Source organism: Mycobacterium sp. SMC-13 (assembly GCF_045311035.1).
GTDB lineage: Bacteria > Actinomycetota > Actinomycetes > Mycobacteriales > Mycobacteriaceae > Mycobacterium.
Window position 1 is genome coordinate 22,649 of record NZ_JBJIAI010000024.1, and the last position, 21,527, is coordinate 44,175.

Annotated in this window: 23 protein-coding genes and 1 tRNA gene; 15 read left to right on the top strand and 9 right to left on the bottom strand. The window is 66.6% G+C overall.

The genetic code is table 11. The annotated features are described in order from the left end of the window. Positions 1-77: 77 nt before the first annotated feature. Together ACJH6I_RS25890 and ACJH6I_RS25895 are read right to left on the bottom strand one after the other, a co-directional pair. Complete coding sequence (locus tag ACJH6I_RS25890) at positions 78-2,060, bottom strand: ATP-dependent DNA helicase (protein WP_212812477.1); 1,983 nt, start codon at positions 2,058-2,060, stop codon at positions 78-80. Next, positions 2,057-3,334 (bottom strand): nicotinate phosphoribosyltransferase, encoded by a 1,278-nt coding sequence (locus ACJH6I_RS25895; RefSeq protein ID WP_406784746.1) that lies wholly within the window; start codon positions 3,332-3,334, stop codon positions 2,057-2,059. Before ACJH6I_RS25895 ends, ACJH6I_RS25890 begins: the two co-directional genes overlap by 4 nt. Positions 3,335-3,387: 53 nt before the next feature. On the opposite strand from ACJH6I_RS25895, the gene clpS reads away from it, so the two are divergent. The 8 genes from clpS (at position 3,388) to ACJH6I_RS25935 (ending at position 9,371) form a co-directional block, all read left to right on the top strand. After that, positions 3,388-3,687, top strand: coding sequence for an ATP-dependent Clp protease adapter ClpS (clpS, locus tag ACJH6I_RS25900; RefSeq protein ID WP_212812475.1), 300 nt, complete (start codon positions 3,388-3,390; stop codon positions 3,685-3,687). Between the two features lie 3 nt (positions 3,688-3,690). Continuing rightward, positions 3,691-4,272 carry a DUF2017 domain-containing protein gene (locus ACJH6I_RS25905; protein WP_318987106.1) on the top strand — a complete coding sequence of 194 codons (582 nt, stop codon included), beginning with the start codon at positions 3,691-3,693 and terminating at the stop codon, positions 4,270-4,272. Beyond that, positions 4,269-5,288: a P1 family peptidase gene (locus ACJH6I_RS25910; protein ID WP_318987107.1), complete on the top strand. Its 1,020-nt coding sequence runs from the start codon at positions 4,269-4,271 to the stop codon at positions 5,286-5,288. The genes ACJH6I_RS25905 and ACJH6I_RS25910 overlap by 4 nt, the downstream gene beginning before the upstream one ends. A gap of 57 nt (positions 5,289-5,345) precedes the next feature. Further along, a complete protein-coding gene (locus tag ACJH6I_RS25915; protein WP_318987108.1) occupies positions 5,346-6,005 on the top strand; it encodes a rhomboid family intramembrane serine protease in 660 nt (219 codons plus the stop codon). Positions 6,006-6,143: 138 nt separating this feature from the next. Further along, positions 6,144-6,911, top strand: coding sequence for a cyclic nucleotide-degrading phosphodiesterase (locus tag ACJH6I_RS25920; protein WP_318987109.1), 768 nt, complete (start codon positions 6,144-6,146; stop codon positions 6,909-6,911). Positions 6,912-6,950: 39 nt separating this feature from the next. After that, entirely contained in the window at positions 6,951-7,733 is a 783-nt protein-coding gene (gene rph, locus ACJH6I_RS25925) for a ribonuclease PH (RefSeq protein WP_029105438.1), read from the top strand. Continuing rightward, the gene (gene rdgB, locus ACJH6I_RS25930) at positions 7,723-8,331 is read left to right on the top strand and encodes an RdgB/HAM1 family non-canonical purine NTP pyrophosphatase (protein WP_406776191.1); all 609 of its coding nucleotides are present in this window, start codon (positions 7,723-7,725) and stop codon (positions 8,329-8,331) included. Before rph ends, rdgB begins: the two co-directional genes overlap by 11 nt. Positions 8,332-8,480: 149 nt before the next feature. Continuing rightward, positions 8,481-9,371: a hypothetical protein gene (locus tag ACJH6I_RS25935; protein WP_318987111.1), complete on the top strand. Its 891-nt coding sequence runs from the start codon at positions 8,481-8,483 to the stop codon at positions 9,369-9,371. A gap of 78 nt (positions 9,372-9,449) precedes the next feature. Here the strand turns inward: ACJH6I_RS25935 and ACJH6I_RS25940 are convergent, their stop codons facing one another. Continuing rightward, positions 9,450-10,055: a TetR/AcrR family transcriptional regulator gene (locus tag ACJH6I_RS25940; protein WP_318987112.1), complete on the bottom strand. Its 606-nt coding sequence runs from the start codon at positions 10,053-10,055 to the stop codon at positions 9,450-9,452. A 55-nt stretch (positions 10,056-10,110) separates the two neighbouring features. On the opposite strand from ACJH6I_RS25940, the gene ACJH6I_RS25945 reads away from it, so the two are divergent. Then, on the top strand, positions 10,111-10,998 hold the full coding sequence (locus ACJH6I_RS25945; protein ID WP_318987113.1) for a haloalkane dehalogenase: 888 nt from the start codon (positions 10,111-10,113) through the stop codon (positions 10,996-10,998). Positions 10,999-11,001: 3 nt separating this feature from the next. Here the strand turns inward: ACJH6I_RS25945 and ACJH6I_RS25950 are convergent, their stop codons facing one another. The 3 genes from ACJH6I_RS25950 to ACJH6I_RS25960 are packed head-to-tail and all read right to left on the bottom strand — an operon-like array spanning position 11,002 to position 12,531. Further along, entirely contained in the window at positions 11,002-11,340 is a 339-nt protein-coding gene (locus ACJH6I_RS25950) for a DUF3817 domain-containing protein (RefSeq protein WP_029119231.1), read from the bottom strand. After that, positions 11,337-11,708 carry a hypothetical protein gene (locus ACJH6I_RS25955; protein ID WP_135357557.1) on the bottom strand — a complete coding sequence of 124 codons (372 nt, stop codon included), beginning with the start codon at positions 11,706-11,708 and terminating at the stop codon, positions 11,337-11,339. Before ACJH6I_RS25955 ends, ACJH6I_RS25950 begins: the two co-directional genes overlap by 4 nt. Positions 11,709-11,754: 46 nt before the next feature. Beyond that, positions 11,755-12,531: a hypothetical protein gene (locus tag ACJH6I_RS25960; RefSeq protein ID WP_318987114.1), complete on the bottom strand. Its 777-nt coding sequence runs from the start codon at positions 12,529-12,531 to the stop codon at positions 11,755-11,757. Positions 12,532-12,615: 84 nt separating this feature from the next. Between ACJH6I_RS25960 and ACJH6I_RS25965 the strand changes: the two genes are divergently transcribed. Beyond that, positions 12,616-12,700 (top strand) — tRNA-Leu (locus ACJH6I_RS25965). 13 nt (positions 12,701-12,713) lie between these two features. On the opposite strand, the gene ACJH6I_RS25970 is transcribed toward ACJH6I_RS25965, so the two are convergent. After that, positions 12,714-13,559 (bottom strand): NYN domain-containing protein, encoded by an 846-nt coding sequence (locus ACJH6I_RS25970; protein ID WP_318987115.1) that lies wholly within the window; start codon positions 13,557-13,559, stop codon positions 12,714-12,716. Positions 13,560-13,641: 82 nt separating this feature from the next. On the opposite strand from ACJH6I_RS25970, the gene ACJH6I_RS25975 reads away from it, so the two are divergent. The 4 genes from ACJH6I_RS25975 (at position 13,642) to gyrB (ending at position 18,840) form a co-directional block, all read left to right on the top strand. After that, positions 13,642-14,517 (top strand): formylglycine-generating enzyme family protein, encoded by an 876-nt coding sequence (locus tag ACJH6I_RS25975; RefSeq protein ID WP_318987116.1) that lies wholly within the window; start codon positions 13,642-13,644, stop codon positions 14,515-14,517. A 219-nt stretch (positions 14,518-14,736) separates the two neighbouring features. After that, a complete protein-coding gene (locus ACJH6I_RS25980; RefSeq protein ID WP_318987130.1) occupies positions 14,737-15,441 on the top strand; it encodes a GntR family transcriptional regulator in 705 nt (234 codons plus the stop codon). A 70-nt stretch (positions 15,442-15,511) separates the two neighbouring features. Continuing rightward, entirely contained in the window at positions 15,512-16,864 is a 1,353-nt protein-coding gene (locus tag ACJH6I_RS25985; RefSeq protein WP_318987117.1) for an arylsulfatase, read from the top strand. 62 nt (positions 16,865-16,926) lie between these two features. Then, positions 16,927-18,840 carry a DNA topoisomerase (ATP-hydrolyzing) subunit B gene (gene gyrB / locus ACJH6I_RS25990; protein ID WP_406784747.1) on the top strand — a complete coding sequence of 638 codons (1,914 nt, stop codon included), beginning with the start codon at positions 16,927-16,929 and terminating at the stop codon, positions 18,838-18,840. 332 nt (positions 18,841-19,172) lie between these two features. On the opposite strand, the gene ACJH6I_RS25995 is transcribed toward gyrB, so the two are convergent. Together ACJH6I_RS25995 and ACJH6I_RS26000 are read right to left on the bottom strand one after the other, a co-directional pair. Next, complete coding sequence (locus ACJH6I_RS25995; protein WP_212812462.1) at positions 19,173-19,493, bottom strand: DUF202 domain-containing protein; 321 nt, start codon at positions 19,491-19,493, stop codon at positions 19,173-19,175. Beyond that, positions 19,490-19,858 carry a YidH family protein gene (locus ACJH6I_RS26000; protein ID WP_212812461.1) on the bottom strand — a complete coding sequence of 123 codons (369 nt, stop codon included), beginning with the start codon at positions 19,856-19,858 and terminating at the stop codon, positions 19,490-19,492. The genes ACJH6I_RS25995 and ACJH6I_RS26000 overlap by 4 nt, the downstream gene beginning before the upstream one ends. 201 nt (positions 19,859-20,059) lie before the next feature. Here ACJH6I_RS26000 and ACJH6I_RS26005 point away from each other — a divergent pair, with 201 nt between their 5' ends. Next, positions 20,060-21,511 carry an ABC transporter substrate-binding protein gene (locus tag ACJH6I_RS26005; RefSeq protein ID WP_318987119.1) on the top strand — a complete coding sequence of 484 codons (1,452 nt, stop codon included), beginning with the start codon at positions 20,060-20,062 and terminating at the stop codon, positions 21,509-21,511. The last annotated feature ends 16 nt before the right edge of the window (positions 21,512-21,527 follow it).

Consider the following 21,527-nt stretch of genomic DNA (forward strand, 5'->3'; position numbering starts at 1 on the left):
GTTCGACAGTAAGCCGGGGCTCGTTGACCGTGTTCGCGTCAGCCGCGGCTCGACGCCAGCGTCGGACGGGAACCCCGTCAGCTCGACGCAGCCAACCGCTCCAGAGCGCTGCGTACCCGGACGGGGTCGGTGGTCGACCAGTACGGCGGCAGCGACGACTGCAGGAACCCGCCGTAGCGGGCCGTCGCCATGCGGGAGTCCAGGATGGCGATGACGCCGCGGTCGTTGACGCTACGTAGCAACCGCCCGGCACCCTGCGCCAACAGCAGCGCCGCGTGCGATGCCGCCACGGCCATGAAGCCATTGCCGCCGCGGGCCGCGATGGCCCGCTGCCGCGCGGTCAGCAGCGGATCGTCGGGGCGGGGGAACGGAATTCGGTCGATGATCACCAGAGACAGCGACGGTCCCGGCACGTCGACGCCCTGCCACAACGACAGCGTGCCGAACAACGAGGTCTCGGCGTCGTCGGTGAAGCGGCGCACCAGGGTCGACGTCGAGTCGTCGCCCTGGCAGAGCACGGGGGTGTCGAGGCGCTCGCGCATGATCTCGGCGGCGGCCTTGGCGGCCCGCATCGACGAGAACAGTCCGAGGGTGCGGCCGCCGGCGGCGGTGATCAGTTCGTAGATCTCGTCGAGCTGTTCCTGTGGAGCGGCGTCGCGGCCCGGCGGCGGCAGGTGCTTGGCGACGTAGAGAATGCCCGACTTGGCATGGGAGAAGGGCGATCCCACGTCCATGCCCTTCCACTTCGGTGGCGTCGCGGTACTGTCCTCGGGCACCGACAGGCCCCACGCCCGGGCCATCGACTCGAAGCGTCCACCGATGGTGAGCGTCGCGGACGTCAGCACCGCGGTCACTTCACCGAACAACCGGCCGCGCAGCAGCCCCGCCACCGACAACGGAGCCACGCGCAGGATGTATCGCACTGAGCCCCTGGACTCGTCGCGATCCAGCCACACCACGTCGTAGCGGTCGGGTATGGCCGGCACGAACGAGTCGATGATGCGCGACGCGGTGTCGCTCAGATCGGTCAGTGCGGTGACGGCCTCGCTGCGCGCGGCCGCCGCGGTGGGATCGGACGGCGCGGTGTCGATCGCCATCTTCACTTTGTCGGTCGCATCGCGGACCACCGTCAGGTACGTGGCCAGCTCGTCGTCGAGCACGTCGATGCGGCCCGGTTCCATGTCGTGGATGGCCGAACCCAAGGTGGCGATGGCGGCCTCGAGGCGTTCTGCCAGTTCGGGTTCCACCAACCGGGCGGCCCGCCGGTGCGCCACCGCCATGGACGTGGCGGACAGCTCGCCGGTGGCCACGCTGGTCACGCGGTCCACCAGTTCGTGGGCCTCGTCGACCACCAGCAGCTGGTGCTCGGGCAGGACGTTGACCTCGGAGATGGCGTCGATGGCCAGCAGTGCGTGGTTGGTGACGATGACGTCGACCGCCCCGGCCTTCGCACGGGCCTTCTCGGCGAAACAGTCTGTGCCGTAAGGGCACCGGGTGGCGCCGATGCATTCGCGCGCGCCGACGCTGACCTGTGACCAGGCCCGGTCCAGCACGCCCGGCATCACCTCGTCGCGGTCACCGCTCTCGGTGTCCGACGACCACTCGATGAGCCGCTTGACGTCGCGGCCCAATGCCGAGGCGGCGACGGGGTTGAACAGTTCCTCCTGGGGGAGCTCCTCCTCGACGGAGGCACCGCTGTGAACCTTGTTGAGGCATAGGTAATTTCCGCGGCCTTTGAGCAACGCGAACTCGGGACGGCGGGGCAGGTGCGGCGCCAGGGCATCGGCCAGGCGGGGCAGGTCGCGGTCCACCAACTGGCGTTGCAGCGCTATGGTCGCCGTCGACACCACCACCGGCTGATTCGATGCCACGGCGTGCGCGATCGACGGGACCAGGTACGCCAACGACTTTCCGGTACCGGTCCCGGCCTGGACGGCGAGGTGCTCGCCCTTGTCGAAGGCGTTGCCCACGGCCTTGGCCATCTCGATCTGGCCGCTGCGTTCGGCGCCGCCGAGGGCGGATACCGCGATGGACAGCAGCGCGGCAACGTCGGTCGTCACGCGCCCACCAGTCGGGTGGGGATGGCGGGCTCGCCGGCGGACAGCTTGAGTCCGTCCCAGGGCAGGCTGTGCAGGCCGGCCGCGACGCGCGCGCGGGCGTCGTCCAGCGACGAGTCGTACACGACCGAACCCGAACGGACCAGCGGCACCGTCAGCACCCGGCCGTCCTCCGAGGGAACCGCGTCGGCGGGGTGCACCACTTCCTCGACGATGGTTCCGGACTCCTTCGCCAGCCGCAGGGCCGCCTTGCGGCCGCCGTGAGATTCCTTGTGGCTGCTGCGTTTTGCCACGGGCATGCCGTCGACCTCGACCAGTTTGTAGACCATCGATGCGGTCGGCGCGCCGGAGCCGGTGACCACGGACGTACCCACGCCGTAGACGTCGACGGGTGCGGCGGCCAGGCCGGCGATCGAGTACTCGTCGAGGTCGCCGGACACCACGATGCGGGTCTTGGTCGCGCCCAAGCCGTCGAGCTGGTCGCGCACCTGGCGGGCCATGACGCCCAGGTCGCCGGAGTCGATGCGCACCGCGCCGAGCTCGGGCCCGGCCACGGCGACGGCGTTGGCCACACCCTGGGTGATGTCGTAGGTGTCCACCAGCAGCGTGGTCCCGACGCCCAGCGCGTCGACCTGGGCGCGGAACGCGGCAACCTCGTCGGGGCCGCTCGTCGCGGTGTGCACGAGGGTGAAGGCGTGCGCGCTGGTGCCCCGCGCGGGGACACCGTAGGTCCGCTGTGCCTCCAGGTTCGACGACGCGAAGAACCCGGAGATGTACGCGGCCCGCGCGGCCGCGACGGCCGCCTGCTCGTGCGTGCGCCGCGAGCCCATCTCGATGAGCGGCCGGCCGCTGGAGGCACTGACCATGCGGGCCGCGGCCGAGGCGATCGCGGTGTCGTGATTGAAGATCGACAGCACCAGGGTCTCGAGGATCACGCACTCGGCGAACGTGCCGTGGATCGACAGCACGGGAGAATCGGGAAAGTACAGCTCACCTTCGGGGTAGCCGTCGATGTCGCCGCGGAACTCATAGTCGGCCAGCCAGCGCAGCGTCTCGGCATCCAGGAAGTCCAGTGACGCCAGCGCGGCGTCGTCGAACCGGAAGTCGGCGAGGGCCGAGAGGAACCGCGCGGTCCCGGCGACCACGCCGTAACGGCGCCCGAAGGGCAGCCGCCTGGCAAACACTTCGAACGACGCGCGGCGATGCGCGGTGCCGTCGCGCAGGGCGGCAGCGAGCATGGTGAGCTCGTATTTGTCGGTCAGCAACGCGGCGGTCACAGACCTCACCGTACTGGTTCTGCGAGCGGCAACCACCCGGCTATTCTGGGCTCATGGTTCTGGGTGCCCCGGTCGCGCGGACGAGCCCGGCGACTGATGTCGAAGAGGTGGCCGGCCTGGACAGTCCGTGGGTGACCATCGTCTGGGACGACCCGGTGAATTTGATGACCTACGTGACGTACGTCTTCCAGAAGCTGTTCGGTTACAGCGAGGTGCGTGCCACCGAGTTGATGATGCAGGTGCACACCGAGGGCAAGGCCGTCGTCTCGGCGGGCAGCCGGGAGTCGATGGAGGTCGACGTCACCAAACTGCACGCAGCCGGACTGTGGGCAACCATGCAGCAGGACCACTGAGCGGTGCGCAAGTGGAAGCGGGTCAACACGTCGTCGGGCGTGCGAATCAAGTCTGGTCTGGAAGCTCACGAGGTCACGATGTTGCGCAACCTGGTCGGCTCGCTGATCGAGATGCTCGACGATCGCGAATCCTCCTCACCGCGTGACGAACTCGCCGAGCTGACGGGCATGAAGATCGGGCCGTCGCAGGCGCCCGACGACGACACCATGCGCCGGCTGCTGCCGGACTTCTACCACGATCCCGCCAAGCACCCGGACGGCCGCGCTGCCGGTGAGAGCCTCAACGGTGCACTGCGCAGCCTGCACGAGCCCACCATCGTCGACGCCAAACGGCAAGCTGCCCAACGGCTTCTGGATTCCCTGCCGGACCCAGCCGGAAAATTCGAGCTCACCGAGGAGCAGGCCGAGGCCTGGGCGGCCGCGATCAACGATGTCCGTCTGGCTCTCGGCGCCATGCTGGACATCGGACCCGATGGGCCACAACGGCTTTCGCCGGACCATCCGATGGCGGGGCATCTGGAGGTGTACCAGTGGCTGACGTATCTGCAGGAGTACCTGGTGCTGAGCCTGCTGGACGAGCGGTGACAGGCTCCATCACCGACGTCGTCGGCATCCTCGTCGGCAATCACGACCGCATCGAAGACGCCACCCTGGGCGGCGGCTGGGCCACCGGCACCACCGTCGTCCTCGCTCCGCCAGGGACCATCGGGGCGGTCGACGTGCGTGGGGGAGCGCCCGGCACCCGCGAGACCGACCTGCTCGACCCGTCCAACAGCGTGCAGCACGTCGACGCGATCGTCCTCACCGGCGGCAGCGCCTTCGGGCTCGCCGCCGCCGACGGCGTCATGACGTGGCTCGAGGAGCACGACCGCGGGGTGAAGATGCCCGGCGGTCGGGTGCCCATCGTGCCAGGGGCGGTGATCTTCGATCTGCCCGTCGGCGCGTGGGCGAAACGGCCGACGGCGGAGTTCGGCTACGCAGCCGTCGCCAACGCCGGCACCGACGTGCGCACCGGCAACGCGGGCGCGGGCGCGGGTGCACGGGCCGGGGCGCTCAAGGGTGGTCTCGGCACGGCGTCGGTGACGCTCGACAACGGCGTCACCGTCGGCGCGCTCGTCATCGTCAATGCGGCGGGCCACGTCGTCGACCCGCAGACCGGCCTGCCCTGGGCGGCCGACCAGATCGCGCGTTTCGGGCTACAGCCTCCGCCGTCCGACCAGATCGAGGCGTACCGCATCCGCGTGAAGGACCCGAAGCCGCTCAACACGACCATCGCCGTCGTCGCGACCGACGCCGCCCTCAGCCCGGCCGGATGCAAGAAGGTGGCCGTCGCCGCGCACAACGGCCTCGCCCACACCATCCGTCCGGCGCACACCGCCGTCGACGGTGACACCGTCTTCGCGCTCGCGACCGGGCGGGTCCGCATCGAGCCGGACCCCGCGACGCCGGAACAGATGAACCCGGAGACGCGACTCATCTCCGAGATCGGGGCGGCCGCCGCCGACGCGCTCGCGACCGCCGTGATGGTCGGCGTGCTGGCCGCCGAGTCGATCGCCGATATCCCGACCTACCGCGGCCTGCTGCCGGGAGCCTTCGGATAAGGCGCCGCGCCGGTAACCTGGCTCTATGACGCCAGCGAGTAGCGGAGCGGAGCGCGCATGACGTACGACCTGTCGCCCACGTCGTCGAAGCCGAAGCCGCCTGCGCCGTGGAAGGTCGGCGGCGTCACGATCATCAGCTTCGTCGCGCTGCTGTGGCTCATCGAGGGCTGGGACGCGCTGCACAACCAGGAGCTGAATCAGGACGGCATCCGGCCGCTGGAGACCGACGGGCTCTGGGGCATCTTGTGGGCGCCGCTGCTGCACGCCGACTGGGCGCACCTGATCGCGAACACCGGCCCGGCTCTGGTGCTCGGGTTCCTGGTGACGCTTGCGGGCATGGGCCGCTTCCTCGGGGCGACGCTGATCATCTGGATTCTCGGTGGCTTCGGCACCTGGCTGATCGGCAACATCGGTGCGCCGCGCGGTGTGGAGTCCGTCCACATCGGGGCGTCCGGGCTGATTTTCGGATGGCTGACGTTCCTCATCGTGTTCGGGTTCTTCACGCGGCACGCGTGGCAGATCGTCGTCGGCATCATCGTGTTGTTCGTGTACGGGGGTGTGCTGTGGGGCGCGCTGCCGGGGACATTCGGCGTGTCGTGGCAGGGCCATCTGTGCGGTGGCATCGCGGGCGTGTTCGCCGCGTATTTGCTGAGCAGTCCGGAAAGGGAAGCGCGCGAACGGCGTAAGGGTTCAGCTCTGCCGTCGATTCCGACGTAATTTGCTGAATTTCGAATTCGCCGCACGCGGTGTTGCCGGAAGCGTGACCGGTATCGCTTTCGGGACCAATCGAGAAACTGGCCGCCCAATGGTGCCGTCTTTTCGTCGCAGGACGTGTTGACGTGGCAAGCTAGGGGTGTGCGCCTCACCATTCTCGGTTGCTCCGGCAGCGTGGGTGGGCCGGATTCTCCGGCCTCGGGCTATCTGCTGACCGCTCCGGACACCACGCCGATGGTTATCGACTTCGGTGGGGGCGTACTCGGCGCACTGCAGCGTCATGCTGATCCGGGCGCCGTAAATATATTGCTGTCACATCTGCATGCCGACCATTGTCTGGACTTGCCGGGGCTGTTCGTCTGGCGTCGGTATCACCCGAATCCTCCGGTTGGCCGCGCGCTGATGTTCGGCCCGGCGGCCACCTGGCACCGGCTGGGTGCGGCGTCGTCGCCCGAGGGCGGCGAGATCGACGACATCACCGACATCTTCGACATTCAGGTCTGGGTCGACGGCCAGGACGTGGAGATCGGCTCGCTGACCGTGACGCCGCGACTGGTGTGCCACCCGACCGAGTCCTATGGCATGCGCTTCACCGATCCGTCCGGCGCGACGCTCGTCTACTCCGCCGACACTGGCTACTGCGACGCGTTGATCGACCTGGCCCGTGGCGCCGACGTGTTCCTGTGCGAGGCGTCGTGGACCGACTCGCCGGACCGTCCGCCGAAGCTGCACCTGTCCGGCACCGAGGCCGGGCGTGCGGCCCGCGAGGCCGGCGTCAAAGAGCTGCTGCTGACGCATATCCCGCCGTGGACGTCCCGCGAGGACGTCATCAGCGAGGCCAAAGCCGAGTTCGACGGACCCGTGCACGCCGTGGTGTGCAACGAGTCGTTCGACATCACCAGCCGGTAAGCCGCCGCCGCGCTGACGGCGGCCCGCTAGGGTTGTCGGGTGTCCAGACGAGAAGACGGTCGCCTTGACGACGAACTCCGCCCGGTAAAGATCACCCGAGGATTCACCAAGCACCCGGCAGGGTCGGTATTGGTGGAGTTCGGCGAGACGCGGGTCATGTGCACCGCTTCGGTATCCGAAGGTGTGCCGCGCTGGCGCAAGGGTTCCGGGCTGGGCTGGCTGACCGCCGAATACGCGATGCTGCCGGCCGCCACGCATGACCGCTCCGACCGCGAGTCGGTGAAGGGTCGCGTCGGCGGACGGACCCAGGAGATCAGCCGATTGATCGGCCGCTCGCTGCGCGCGTGCATCGACCTCAGCGCCCTCGGCGAGAACACCATCGCCATCGACTGCGACGTGCTGCAGGCCGACGGCGGTACCCGCACTGCAGCGATCACCGGCGCCTACGTGGCGCTGGCTGACGCCGTCACCTATCTGGCCGCCGCCGGACGACTGAAGGATCCGCGCCCGCTGTCGTGTGCCATCGCAGCCGTGTCGGTCGGCGTGGTCGACGGCCGGGTCCGCACGGACCTGCCCTACACGGAGGACTCGCGCGCCGAGGTCGACATGAACGTCGTCGCCACCGACACCGGAACCCTGGTCGAGGTGCAGGGCACCGGCGAAGGTGCGACGTTCCCGCGGTCGACGCTGGACAAGCTTCTCGATGCCGCGCTGGCGGCGTGCGACCAGTTGTTCGCGCTGCAGCGTGAGGCGCTGGAGTTGCCGTACCCGGGTGTGCTGCCGGAGTCGACAGCGCCGGCCAAGAAGGCGTTTGGTGCCTGAGCTCCTCGTCGCTTCGCGCAACGCGAAGAAGCTTGTGGAGTTGCGACGGGTGCTGGACGCCGCAGGCATCACGGGTCTGAACTTGTTGTCGTTGGACGATGTGCCGGCGTTCCCCGAGGCACCCGAAACCGGCGCGACGTTTGAAGAGAACGCGTTGGCTAAGGCTCGTGATGGCTTTGCGGCCACTGGAATCCCTTGTGTCGCAGACGATTCCGGGGTTTCGGTCGACGCGCTGAACGGCATGCCCGGGGTGTTGTCGGCCCGGTGGGCCGGGCGGCACGGGGATGACGCGGCGAACCTGACGCTGTTGTTGGGCCAGATTCAGGACGTGCCGGACGAGCGTCGCGGTGCCGCGTTTGTGTCGTGCTGCGCGCTGGTGTCGTCGTCGGGTTCTGTGGTGGTGCGGGGCGAATGGCCGGGCACCATCGCGCGTGAGCCGCGGGGTTCGGGTGGTTTCGGTTATGACCCGATCTTCGTGCCCGCCGGTGGTTCGGTGTCGGCGGCGGAGCTGACGCCGGCGGAGAAGGATGCGGCGTCACACCGCGGACGGGCGCTGGCGCAGCTGGTGCCGGCGCTGCGGGAGTTGGCTGGTTCCTGAGGGCGCGTTGTCGCACGAAGTCGCCGAGACCAACTGAATGGCGATTGGCGAGCCCGATTTCCGCCATCCGGTTGGTTTCGCCGGAGTTATCCACAGGCTCAGCTCGCTCGTAATGGCGAGAGCTGCGCGCGGCTGCGCACACTGCACCGGTGGGGGAGCCATTCATAGGGAGTGAGGCGTTGTCGGCAGGACGCCTGACCCGGCATCAGTTGCGGACGAACTTTGTCGCCGTGCACAAGGACGTCTACGTGCCGAGAGGCACGAGGCCGACCGCGATCATGCGCGCGAAAGCGGCGTGGCTGCGGTCGAAGCGCCGGGGTGTGCTCGGTGGCTACTCCGCTGCGGCTTTTCATGGCGCGCGGTTTATCGGCGCGGATTGCCCTGCGCACATTTTCGACCGGTATAGCCGCCCCGCGCGGGGCGTTGTGGTCTGGGAGGACGACCTCGACAATGGCGACATATGCCAGATCGGTGAGATGCGTCTGACGACCGCATCGCGCACCGCGGTCGATCTGGCGCGCAGACTTCCGGAGGATCCAGCTGTCGCGGCGATTGATTCCTTGGCGCGGGCCGCCAGGCTGTCGGTTGCCGCCATTGCGGCAGCAGCGGAGCGCCACAAAGGCAAGCGGGGGATAGTGCAGGCGCGCAAAACCGTAGCCCTCGTTGACCCGAAGGCGCAGTCGCCGCAAGAAACGTTGTTGCGGTTGTTGATCATTCGGGCCGGATTCCCGAAACCGGAGAGCCAGTATCCGGTGTGCAACGAGTACGGCTCCTTGATCGGCGTTGTCGACTTCGCATGGCCGGATTTGATGATCGCCGTCGAGTACGAGGGTAGGCATCACATGGATCCCGAGCAGGTTCGCAAGGACATCGCGCGGGTCGAGGAGATGGTCGAAATGGATTGGCTCGTCATCCGGGTGACGTCGCGCGACCCTGCGGGCGTGGTGCTGCGACGTATCGCCCGTGCACGTGCAGCGCGGGGAGTGGCGGACGACGTCGATCTGCGTTTCAATGGCGCGTTGTGGGGCCAGGCGTCGTGACAAAGTTGCCGAGACCAACTGCGCGGCGATCATCGAGCCCATTTTCCGCCACTCAGTTGGTCTCGACGGTAGCCAGCGTCAGAGATTGCTCGGCTCGGTCAGATAGCCGTCGATGAAGCCATGCAGTGCGGGGGCGAGGTGCGCGACGCCCGAGTCGTTGAGCTTCGCCAGCAGGATGATGCCCTGATACTGCGCGAGCAGGGCGTGCGCGAGCTGCTGCGGATCGGTGCCGGGGCGCAGCGCTCCGGCCGCTGCGGCCTCGGTGGCGATGACCGCCATGTGGTGTTCCATCGTCTTGAGGATGTGCGCCAGGTGCTCGCGCAGATCGTCGTCGGTGGTGGACAGCTCCGCGGCGAAGTTGCCGAAGGGGCAGCCCACGGCACGGCCGAATTGCGCTTCGAGGGCCGACTGGATGGCGCCGATGGCGTCCGGGATGGCATGTAGCTTGTCGGCGGGCGACGCGGTGGGGGAGCCGGTCAGCTGGCGCTGAAATGCCTTGGCGTGTAAGTCGACAACGGCTTTGGCGAGCTCTGATTTAGACGAGAAGTAGTGGTAGAAGCTGCCCTTCTTGATGGCGGTCGCGCGGCAGAGTTCATCGACGCCGACGGCTTGATAGCTGCGTTCGAGGAACAGGCGTGCGGCGGTTGCGACCAGGCGGTCGCGGGCATCGGAACTTCGGGGCACCTGAGAATCGTAATTACTAGTTGACCGGTCGGTCAACTAGTGGCAAGTTGACGACATGACTACCGCTGAGGTCTTCCGTACACCCGACGAACGCTTCGCGAATCTGCCGGGCTACGACTTCGCCCCCAACTACGTCGACGTCGACGGGCTGCGCATGCATTACCTCGATGAGGGGCCCCGTGACGGCAAGCCCATCGTCTGTTTCCACGGCGAGCCGACGTGGGCTTACCTGTACCGCAAGATGATTGGTCCGTTCGTCGAGGCCGGCCATCGGGTGATCGTGCCCGACTACGCGGGCTTCGGTCGTTCGGACAAGCCCACCGACCGCCGGTGGTACAGCTACGACCGGCACGTCGACTTGGTCACCCGGCTGCTGGGCGGCTTGGGATTGACTGACGCCACGGTGGTGGTGCAGGACTGGGGTGGACCGATCGGCTTGCGCTGGGCCACCGAGAACGCGGATCAGGTTGGCGCACTGGCGATTTTCAACACCGGGCTGTTCACCGGCCGGGTGTCGAAAGGCTTCATGGCGTGGCGTGCGTTCGCGGAGGCCAACCCGGACCTGCCCGTCGGCTTCGTGATTCAGGGCGCGACGACGTCCGACCTGTCACCAGAGGTTGTCGCTGCCTACGACGCGCCGTTCCCGACGGTGGAATCGAAGGCCGGCGCCGCGCAGTTCCCGCTATTGGTGCCGATCACGGAGGACGCCCCGGGCGCGACGGAGATGAAGGCCGTCACCGACGCGCTGTCGCGGTGGGAGAAGCCGGCGCTGGTCGCGTTCTCCGACCAGGACCCAGTGTTCCCGTATCCGCGCGCGGGCGAGGCGTTCGTAGACCTGCTTCCGACGGTCGACGAGCAAGTGCGGATCGAAGGGGCGTCGCACTTCCTGCAGGAGGACAAGGGCGAGCAGCTGGCAGTCGAGGTGCTCAAGCACCTGGGCTGACGGTCAGAGGTCGAAGCGCTTCTTCACGTCTTCGGTGCGGAAGTGCTCGACGATGATGCCGACGAGCGGGACGGTGCCGGCGAACAGGACGCCGATCGTCTGACCGAGGGGCCAGCGGACCTTGACCGCCAGGTTGAACGTGCAGAGCAGGTACGCGAAGTAGACCCAGCCGTGGACGATGCCGATCCAGTTCAGGCTGGCGTCGTTGAAGATGTAGTGCGCGACCAGCTCGTAGCAGAGGGCGATGAGCCAGAGACCGGTCGCCCAGGCCATCACGCGGTAGGCGGTCAATGCCTTGCGGATGGTGTCTTTCGACAGGGTGGTCGGCTGCGACTCGGTCATGTGGTGGTCCTGTCCTGTTTGTCGTTCTCGGCCAGTTCGGCCAGATAGGCGTTGTATTCGTTGAGGGTCGGGTCCGCGGTGTCCTTGGCGGCCTTGGGGCGCTCGGGGAGCAGGCCCTCGGGGATTTCGGTGGGCTCGCTCTTGGGCTGCTGCTCGGGCGGCGCTTCCTCGTAGCGGACGAACTTGTAGTAACCGTAGAAGCAGAACGCGCCGAACATCGGCCACTGCAGCGCGTAGCCGAGGTTCTGGAAAGTGCCGGCGCTCGACTGGAACCTCGACCACTGCCACCAGGCCAGGGCCATGCAGCCCAGGGCAGCGACGGTCACCAGCACGATGAGCGCCGGCCTCCTACGCCGTGTAGTGGACATATGGCAACGGTACCGCGCGCGGGTTTGGGTTTGCGATTCGTGCCTGCTAGGACGCCCGAGGTTCGATGCATGGCCACGGCACCGGGCGGCTCTTTGGCCCGATGAATTCGTCCAGGCGAGCGGTGTCTGCCTTGCGGTAGATCGAGAGTTGCTTTCTCGAAGACCGCCGCCAGTGGATACCGAGTTGGTCCAGCGCGCCGGTGAACAGATCGACGATGTCTTCGGACAGGTTTGTGAAGTGGTAGCGGACGCTCATGACGCCGCGATCGTTGGCGACGACGCGGCAGCCGTCACTGTGGATCAGGCCGAGGACGAATTCTTCGGTGGCTTGGCTGACCAGGTCCTGCTGCCACAGTTCGAGTGCAATGAGGCGATCGTGCTTCTTGCCGGGCCCGTGCTGCGGGAAAAGGCAAGGCCAATGCTTCGAGTGCATCGAGACATCAACGCACCCCACTCGTCCGACGATTCCTGCCTGTTGTCCGGGCATTACCGCTGCCATGGCTTCGCGGCAGCGTTGCACGATGGCGGGGTATTTCCTGTCGAGCGTGATTCGGAGCCGCCAGATCTTGCGCGCGCGTGAGATGTTGCCGTCGCCGAGATACAGACCGAGCAGGTACGCGTAGGGCCCGGCTGGCAGGAGGCCGAAATTGTGCAGAACCCCGCAGGGCGACGAACGATCCAGCTTCACAAGCTTCGTCGGTGGGCGTCGCCGCCAACCGCGGATAGTCGTCCGGGGGATGCCGGTCTCGCGTGCGATGGCACAGTCATTCTTGCCCGTCGCGATGAGGGTTTGAACATGATCGAACTCGTCGAGGTTGCGCATCTGCCCTCCATCAAGCGTTGGGTTCAACGTACGACGAAGGTCCGACAAGTTCTGGCTGTGCTGTACCGCTATCCTCATAGGGTCGCGGGCGTGGCGAAATTGGCGATACGCGCGGGCTTTAGGTGCCCGTGTTCGAAAGAACGTGTGGGTTCGAGTCCCACCGCCCGCACTCTTTTCCTTCGTTAGTGCGCGCTTTTCAGCCGCACCATGCGCGTCGTCGAGCTCTCATCCAACTCGACCACGTCGGTGCGGGAGCGCAGAAAATCGCTGAAAGACTTGAATCCCAAAGCCTTTTCACTGAACGACGGATCCATGCGCTTCATCTGCGCCTTGACCGCGGAGTTGTGCAACCAGTCGACGTCGTCTTTCTCCAACCCGATGTGCAGCGCACGGGTCAGCAGGGCGGTCGCGGCGGCCTGGGGGTCGTGTTCGGACTTGGTGCTGCGACGGGCGCGCTTGGCCGGCTCGGGAGACGGCTCGCGGACGGGCACGCCGGGCAGCGCGTCGTAGGTGACGAACTCGTCGCAGGCCGCGGCGAGCGCGCGGCTCGAGGACCCGGCTACGCCGATGCCGACCACGTACCGGCCGAGCCGCTTGCAGCGCTGGGCCAGCGGAATGTAGTCGGAGTCGCCCGCGGCGATCACCACGTGGGTGAGGTCGGGCAGCCGGAACATGTCTTCGACGGCGTCGACGGCGAGCCGGATGTCGGCGCCGTTCTTGCCGTAGGCGGCCGCCGGGAACAGCTGAACGAGGTCGACGGCCCGACCGACGAGCTGCTGCTGGTAGCCCGCGTTGACCTCGGCGGACCAGTCGGCGTACGCGCGAGTGAGCACCAGCGTGCCGAAGGACGATGCGAAGTCGAGAACCGCGCCGACGTCGACGGTGGCCTGGGTCAGTTTGTCGGGTTCGAGTCCCTTGGCCTTGTCCTTCTGAAACGAATTGCGACCGTGGACCTGGTCGTAGCGAGAAATGACTATGTTGTCGAAGTCGAGGTACACCGCGACTCGGGTGGCGGTGGTATCCGTCATGGTCCCAGTCTGGTCTATCGGCGGAGCCTTGTGGCACGAAACCTCACAGGCGCATCGTTCGTGGGCTGGTTAACCTGTCGGAATGCTCACGGAACTGGCGGACCTCCCCGGCGGGTCGTACCGCATGGGTTCACAGGACTTCTACCCCGAGGAAGCGCCGGTGCACGAGGTGACCGTCGCGCCGTTCTCCATCGAACGGCACCCGGTCACCATCGGCCAGTTCGCCGAATTCGTCGCGGACACCGGGTATGTCACCGTCGCTGAGCAGGAGCTGGACCCGGCCGCCTTCCCTGGCGTTCCCGCTGATGAGCTCGTCCCCGGGGCGTTGGTGTTCCACCCCACGGCGGGCCCGGTCGATCTGCGTAATTGGCGGCAATGGTGGGCGTGGGTGCCCGGGGCAAGTTGGCAGCATCCGTTCGGGCCGGAGTCGTCGATCGCCGACCGCCTCGATCATCCGGTGGTGCAGGTCGCCTACCCGGACGCCGCAGCGTACGCGGCCTGGGCGGGCCGGCGGCTGCCCACCGAAGAGCAGTGGGAGTACGCCGCGCGCGCGGGTGCGACCACGGCCTACGCCTGGGGTGACGAAGTGCGGCCGGACGGCCAGCTGATGGCCAACACGTGGCAGGGCCAATTCCCGTACCGCAACACAGGCGCAAGAGGCTGGGTCGGCACGTCGCCGGTTGGCACGTTCCCGCCCAACGATTTTGGGTTGGTCGACATGATCGGCAATGTGTGGGAATGGACCACGACCCGGTACACGCCACGGCACAGCGCCGCTCCTGAAGTGTCCGGCTGCTGTCCGCCGCCCGGCGGTGACCCGTCGGTGATGCAGACCCTCAAAGGCGGCTCGCACCTGTGCGCGCCCGAGTACTGCCACCGTTACCGGCCCGCGGCGCGGTCGTCGCAGTCGCAGGACAGCGCGACGTCGCACATCGGCTTCCGCTGCATCGCGGACTGAGGTGGCGAAAGCGGCGCCCAAACGCCGCCGCATAGTCCCTGGCCTAGAGCTTTACCTGAGATCAGGTGGCGTAACACGCTACGTATCGCCACCCGTGGTCATCGGTGGCACAGTGAGGTCATGACCCGCCGCCCGCACATCCCGCCGAAGGACTTTCCCCGTCCTGCGGCCCGGGAGTATGCGGGCACCCGCGCCGACGCGGCCCGCTGGGCGCGTGATGTGTTGCGTGGCCAGATCCTCGACGGCGTGTACGGAGGCTTGGCCGCAGCGCGCCCGATGCTGCCGCCGGAGAACGAGCTGGCCGCCGAATTGGGCGTGAGTCGCAACGCAATTCGTGAGGCGCTGGAGCTGCTGCGCGGTGAGGGGCTGATCACCCGGGTGCAGGGCGCCGGGACGTTCGTCACCGGCGCGAAGCTCAGCCAGCGGATCGACCGACTAGAAGGTCTCGCTGAATCGCTTGCCGGGCATCAACTTCCGGTGGAGAACACAGTGATGTCGGCGCGTGAGTCGGTCGCCTCACCATTCGTCGCGGCGAAACTCCAAGTGCCCGAAGGTGCGCCGATTCTCTTCATCGAGCGCCTGCGGTCGGTCGGCGGCGTACCACTGTCCCTGGACACCACGTCGTTGCGGATCGGGGCCATCCCCGTCGACGCCAATTTGGCCGACCAGGACGTCTTCGCGCTGATCGAGACCGAACTCGGGATGCGCCTGGGGTGGGCCGAGATCACCGTGGAATCGGTTTCGGCCGACGCCGACACCGCCAAGCTCCTGCAAATCCGTCCTGGCGCACCGCTTCTGCTGCTGCACCGGCTGACCCACCTCGAAGACGGCACACCCTTCGACCTCGAGACCGTGCGGTACCGCGGCGACCGCTGTTCGTTGATCACCACCGCCGCAAGAGATTCCGCGCCGCCGCCACCGTAGTCGGCACCTCTGCAATCAATCACCCGAACCCCTTACCGATTAATGCAATCGATAGAGAGGTAGTACAGCCATGCCCGAACAACCCAACATCGTCTATTTTCACGTCGACAATCTCGGCATGGGGGAGCTCGGCTGCTACGGCGGCGGCATCCTGCGCGGCGCCGACACGGCCAGAATGGACGCCTTCGCCGCCGAATCGCTGAAACTGTCGCACTTCGTCGTCGAACCGCAGTGCACGCCAACCCGTTCGGCGTTGATGACGGGCCGGTACCCGATCCGGTCCGGCAACCACACCATCGCGCTCGGCGGCAACGGCGGCGGCATCGTCGCGTGGGAACGCACCATGGGCGACATCCTGTCCGAAGCGGGCTATGCCACCGCATGTTTCGGCAAGTGGCACATCGGCGCCGAGGACGGCCGCTGGCCGACCGATCACGGCTTCGACGAGTGGTACGGTCCGGCCCGCACCTACGACGAATGTCTGTGGCCCGACGACCCCTGGTACAAGGCCGAACGCGACGGCTACTCCTACATGTACGACGGCACCAAGGAAGGTGGCGTCAAGACCACCGACCAGCAGCTCACGGTCAAGCTCAAGGGTGAGGTGGACGGCGAATATGACCGTCGGGCAAAGGCTTTCATGAAGCGCAGTGTCGACGCTGGAAAGCCCTTCTACCTGTACCACAACCACTCGCTGATGCACTTCCCGATGGAGGTCCGTCCCGAGTTCAAGGGCAAGAGCACCAACGGCAACTGGGGCGACTCACTGCTGATGCTCGACAACGACTTCGGCAGCATCCTGGACTACCTGGCCGAGCTGGGCATCGAGGACAACACCATCGTGATCATGGCCGGTGACAACGGCGCCGAGGACCATCTGGCCGGCCGGGGTACCGCGGGCTTCTTCGACGGCTCCTACTTCAGCTCCGCCGAGGGTGGCATCCGGACACCGTGCCTGATCCGCTGGCCCGGTCACGTGCCGGTGCGCGAGAGCAACGAGATGGTGCACGTCACCGACATGTTCCCGACCCTGCTGCGCTGGGTGGGCTGCGATGTGCCCGACGACCGCATCATCGACGGCATCGACCAACGCGAATTCTTCGGCGGTGCAGAGGAATCCAAGCGTGACGGCTGCATGGTCTGGCTCAACGAGGAGCTGCACGCGGTGAAGTGGTCACAGTTCAAGATCAACTTCAAACGGCAGCAGCACTTCCATGATCCCGAGATCCCGCTGGGCTTCGCCCGCATCACCAACCTCCTCGAGGACCCGAAGGAACGCGAGGCCGTCAACCAGACCTGGGTGCGGTGGTGGGTGATGCAACACGCCTACCGATTCATCCAGGAATTCGAGGCCAGCGTCGAGACCGAACAACTCATCCCGGCCGGGGCACCCATCGATTTCGTCCCTGCCCGCAACCAATAGCACCAGCGCAGCACGGCCCCCGCACGTCGGGGGCCGTGCTCGACTGTCGAAGGAGTGCAGCCGTGTCCAGCTATGGCGCCCAATCGATCACGATCCTCGAAGGGCTCGATGTCGTCCGGAAACGCCCGGGCATGTACATCGGGTCGACCAGCGAGCGTGGCCTGCACCACATGGTGTGGGAGGTGGTCGACAACGGGGTCGACGAGGCCATGGCCGGCCACGCCAGCCGTGTCGATGTCACGCTGCTCGCCGACGGCGGCGTCGAGGTCAGCGACGACGGCCGCGGTATCCCGGTCGCCATGCACACCACCGGGATTCCCACCGTCGACGTCGTGATGACCCAACTGCATGCCGGCGGCAAGTTCGACGGCGACTCCTACCAGGTGTCCGGTGGCCTGCACGGCGTCGGCGTCTCGGTGGTGAACGCGTTGTCGACGCGGCTCGAGGTGTGTATCCACCGGGACGGGTACGAATGGTCCCAGCACTACGACCGCTCGGTGCCCGGCACCCTGCAGCAGGGCACGCCGTCGACCCGCACCGGCACCACGGTCCGATTCTGGTCGGACCCAGAGATTTTCGAGACCACCGAGTACAGCGCCGAGACCATTGCGCGCCGCCTGCAGGAAATGGCATTCCTCAACAAGGGGCTGGTGCTGTCGCTGACCGACCGGCGCCGCGATGACGCCGACACCCGCGTCTTCCACCACCCCGGCGGGCTGATCGACTACGTCCAGCACCTCAACCGCGTGAAAGAGCCCATCCAGCCGAGCATCATCGCGTTCGACGGCGCGGGAGACGGACATCAGGTCGAGGTCGCGATGCAGTGGAACGCCGGCTACTCGGAGTCGGTGCATACCTTCGCGAACACCATCAACACGCACGAGGGTGGTACGCACGAAGAAGGTTTCCGCGCGGCGCTGACCTCAGTGGTGAACAGGTACGCCAAAGACAAGAAGCTGCTGAAAGACAAAGACCCGAACCTCACCGGTGACGACATCCGCGAAGGCCTGGCGGCCGTCGTCTCGGTGAAGGTCCGTCAGCCCCAGTTCGAGGGCCAGACCAAGACCAAGCTGGGCAACACCGAGGTCAAGTCGTTCGTGCAGAAGATCTGTAACGAGCAGCTGACGCACTGGTTCGAGGCGAATCCGGCGGAGGCGAAGGTCATCGTCACCAAGGTGGCATCGTCGGCGCAGGCCCGCGTCGCCGCGAGAAAGGCGAGGGAGCTGGTGCGGCGCAAGAGCGCGACCGAAATCGGGGGTCTGCCCGGCAAGCTGGCCGACTGCCGCTCCACCGACCCGACGAAGTCGGAACTGTATGTGGTGGAGGGCGATTCGGCCGGTGGCTCGGCCAAGAGTGGCCGGGACTCGATGTTCCAGGCGATCCTGCCGCTGCGCGGCAAGATCATCAACGTCGAGAAGGCGCGCATCGACCGCGTGCTGAAGAACAACGAGGTCCAGGCCATCATCACGGCCCTGGGCACTGGTATTCACGACGAGTTCGACATCTCCAAGCTGCGGTATCACAAGATCGTGCTGATGGCCGACGCCGACGTCGACGGTCAGCACATCTCGACGCTGCTGCTGACGCTGCTGTTCCGCTTCATGAAGCCGCTGGTGGAAAACGGCCACATCTTCCTGGCCCAGCCGCCGCTGTACAAGCTGAAATGGCAACGCAGCGAACCGGAATTCGCCTACTCGGACCGCGAGCGCGACGGGCTGCTCGAGGCCGGCAAGAAGGCCGGCAAGCGCATCAACACCGACGACGGTATCCAGCGCTACAAGGGTCTGGGTGAGATGGACGCCAAGGAGCTGTGGGAGACCACCATGGATCCGTCCATCCGCGTCCTGCGTCAGGTGACACTCGACGACGCCGCGGCCGCCGACGAACTGTTCTCGATCCTGATGGGTGAGGACGTCGAAGCGCGCCGAAGCTTTATCGTGCGTAACGCCAAGGACATTCGTTTCCTCGACGTGTGAGGGACCAGCGTTTATCTCACAAAGACAAACCCTTGTGTCCAGTTCCACATGTGCCAAAGGGGTACCGGTCTGTGTTGGTCGACATCACTTCGCGTTGATTGGCCCGCACGTCGTCTCTCCCTGCGGCATGTGCGGTCTGGACCCGTCAACGTGCGCTGACGATGTCAACACAGGCTGACCTTGTCAGCCTCAGCTGACAGCTCCGGATGCGACATGATGAGCACAGAGGTCCGGCCGGCTCATCAGGTGGACGCAGCGGCATCGGTCAGGTCAGCGACTCGTCAGACTGGCGACACCATCGAGGAGGAGCGACGGCGCCAAATCGAGACGCCCTAGCCAAGCGGCATGAGGTACATCAGCACCAGCATGCCCTCGGCGATCACTGCGAGACCGACCGCCGGCAGGTACCGCATCGCAGAATAGTGTCCGCGGGCCAACTGCCGGCGCCGGCTCGCGCCGAAGCCGCACACCACGGCGGCGAGCACCGCGACAGCGGCCACGAGGACGATGCGCGTCGCGTCGTGACCGCCGTGGAACGTATCGGCGTTGCGCAGCAACACCAGAACACCCGAGGTCGCGATCGCCAGCCCCGTGCGATTCCACGCCAGCGCCGTGCGTTCGGACTGCAGGCCGCGATCCGGGGCCAGCGTCATCGCACCGTGGCGCTGATCGCCAGGACGATGGTGATCAGTCCGATCAGCGCCAGTCCGGTGGTCAGGAACGTGGGGGCGGAGGCCGGCGGCAGGGGCTCGTCGTTGCGGATGGCCCGGTCCACCTGGGTCCAGCGCCGCAGTCCCGTGACCGCCGTCAGCACCGCCATGGCGCCGACGCCGACGCCCAGCACGTGCCGTAAGCCCGGTATCGCCAGCTCCGGCATGAACTGGACGACGGCCACCGCGGCGGCCATCAGCCCGAGCGATGTGCGTTGCCAGGCCAGGAACGTACGCTCATTGGCGAGGGTGAACCGGTAGTCGGGCTCGATCGGGGTACGCGTGGACGTCACGCTCGAAATGTCCATGGCTACAAGACTTTCCGATAACTCTGTGTCACGCCAGGGCGCTCGAGGTGGCGTAACAGAGTGTTAATTCACGGTATCGGCGGCGCGGCGCAATCGGCGCGAATGGGTGCCTGACCTGCGGTTTCGGCCCTCGTAGATGGCGTAACTACCGCGCAACCTCAGATGACAGCGAGGTAACAGAAGCGGTTGACCCTTGTGGACATGGACAAGCAACAGCGAACTGGCAGCCCGTGGCAGGCCCGCTCGGTTGCTCTGCTGACCGCACTCACGGTTGGTGGGGCCCAACTGCTGACGGGGTGCGGCATGCTGTCGGAACCGACCGTCGTCGTCAACGTCGGTTACCAATCCAAGACCATCAACACCGTCAACGCCGGCACGCTGCTGCGCGATCGCGGTGACTTCGAGAACCAGCTCAAGCAACTGGGCGCGGCGACCAACACGAAATATCGCGTGGTGTGGCAGGACTTCGCGTCCGGTGCGCCGCTGACGGCGCAGATGATCGCCACACATGTCGACATCGGATCGATGGGCGACTACCCGCTGCTCACCAACGGCTCCAAGACGCGCAAATACGATGACGCGGCAACGGAATTGGTCGCGACCACCGGTTACAACCTGCGTGGTTCGCTCAATCAGGTCGTGGTGCGGTCGGACTCGTCGGCGCGCACGCTCGCCGACCTGACCGGTAAGAAGGTGTCCACCAGCCTCGGCTCGGCCGGCGACGGCATGCTATCCACCGCGGTGAAAACCGTTGGCATCAACAAGGACTCGCTGCACATCGTCAATCAGGATCCGTCGGTCGGAGCGTCGTCGATCGACGGCGGTCAGGTCGACGCCCTCGCGCAGTTCGTGCCGTGGCCACAACTGGTGATCTACCGCAATCAGGGGCGTCTGCTCTACGACGGCGGCGACAACAATGTGCCCACCTTCCACGGTGTCGTCGCGCGCCGGCAGTTCGTCGACGGCCATCCCGAGGTGATGGCGGCGTTCCTGCGGGCGATGAAGAGCACCACCGACGAGATCGTCGCCCATCCGCTCAAGTCGGCCCTGCGGGTCAGTGCGCTGACCGGGATCGAGCCCGAAGTGATCTACCTCTACAACGGTCCCAACGGCTTCGTGAGCTTCGACATGACGCTCAAGGACCAGGTGCTGGCGGCGTTCAAGCCGATCAAGGCCTACCTGGTGGGGCGCGGCGCGGTGACAAAGGACTTCGACGTTCCCAAGTTTGTCAACGACGGATACCTGCGGCAGCTGTTCGGACCCGACTACGCTCAGCGGCAGGCCAGTGTCGCCAATCCGATGACGCTCACCGGATTCGACGAGGTGTGCGGACTGCCGGTCAACGACACGGCCCAGGCCTCCGAAGTGTGGACGTCCGGAACCGCCACCGCCGTCTCCGCCACCCCGAGCTGTCTGCTGCGCCGCCTGGCCGCGACACCGCACGTCCGGGCCTCCTATGTACCCGACACGTTGACCGGACTGCGGATCTTCGCCGATCACGCTGTCTGGCTTGCTGATCCGGCCGTGCCGCCGACCCAGCGGTACAAGCCCTTCGCCACCGCCGCAGGCGCCGATACCTACCGGACCAATCACCCACAAGCAGTCTCCGTCGGCTACGCCGCTGCCATCGGGCAGTCCCGCACCGCCGGCTGATCACACCATCAGGAGA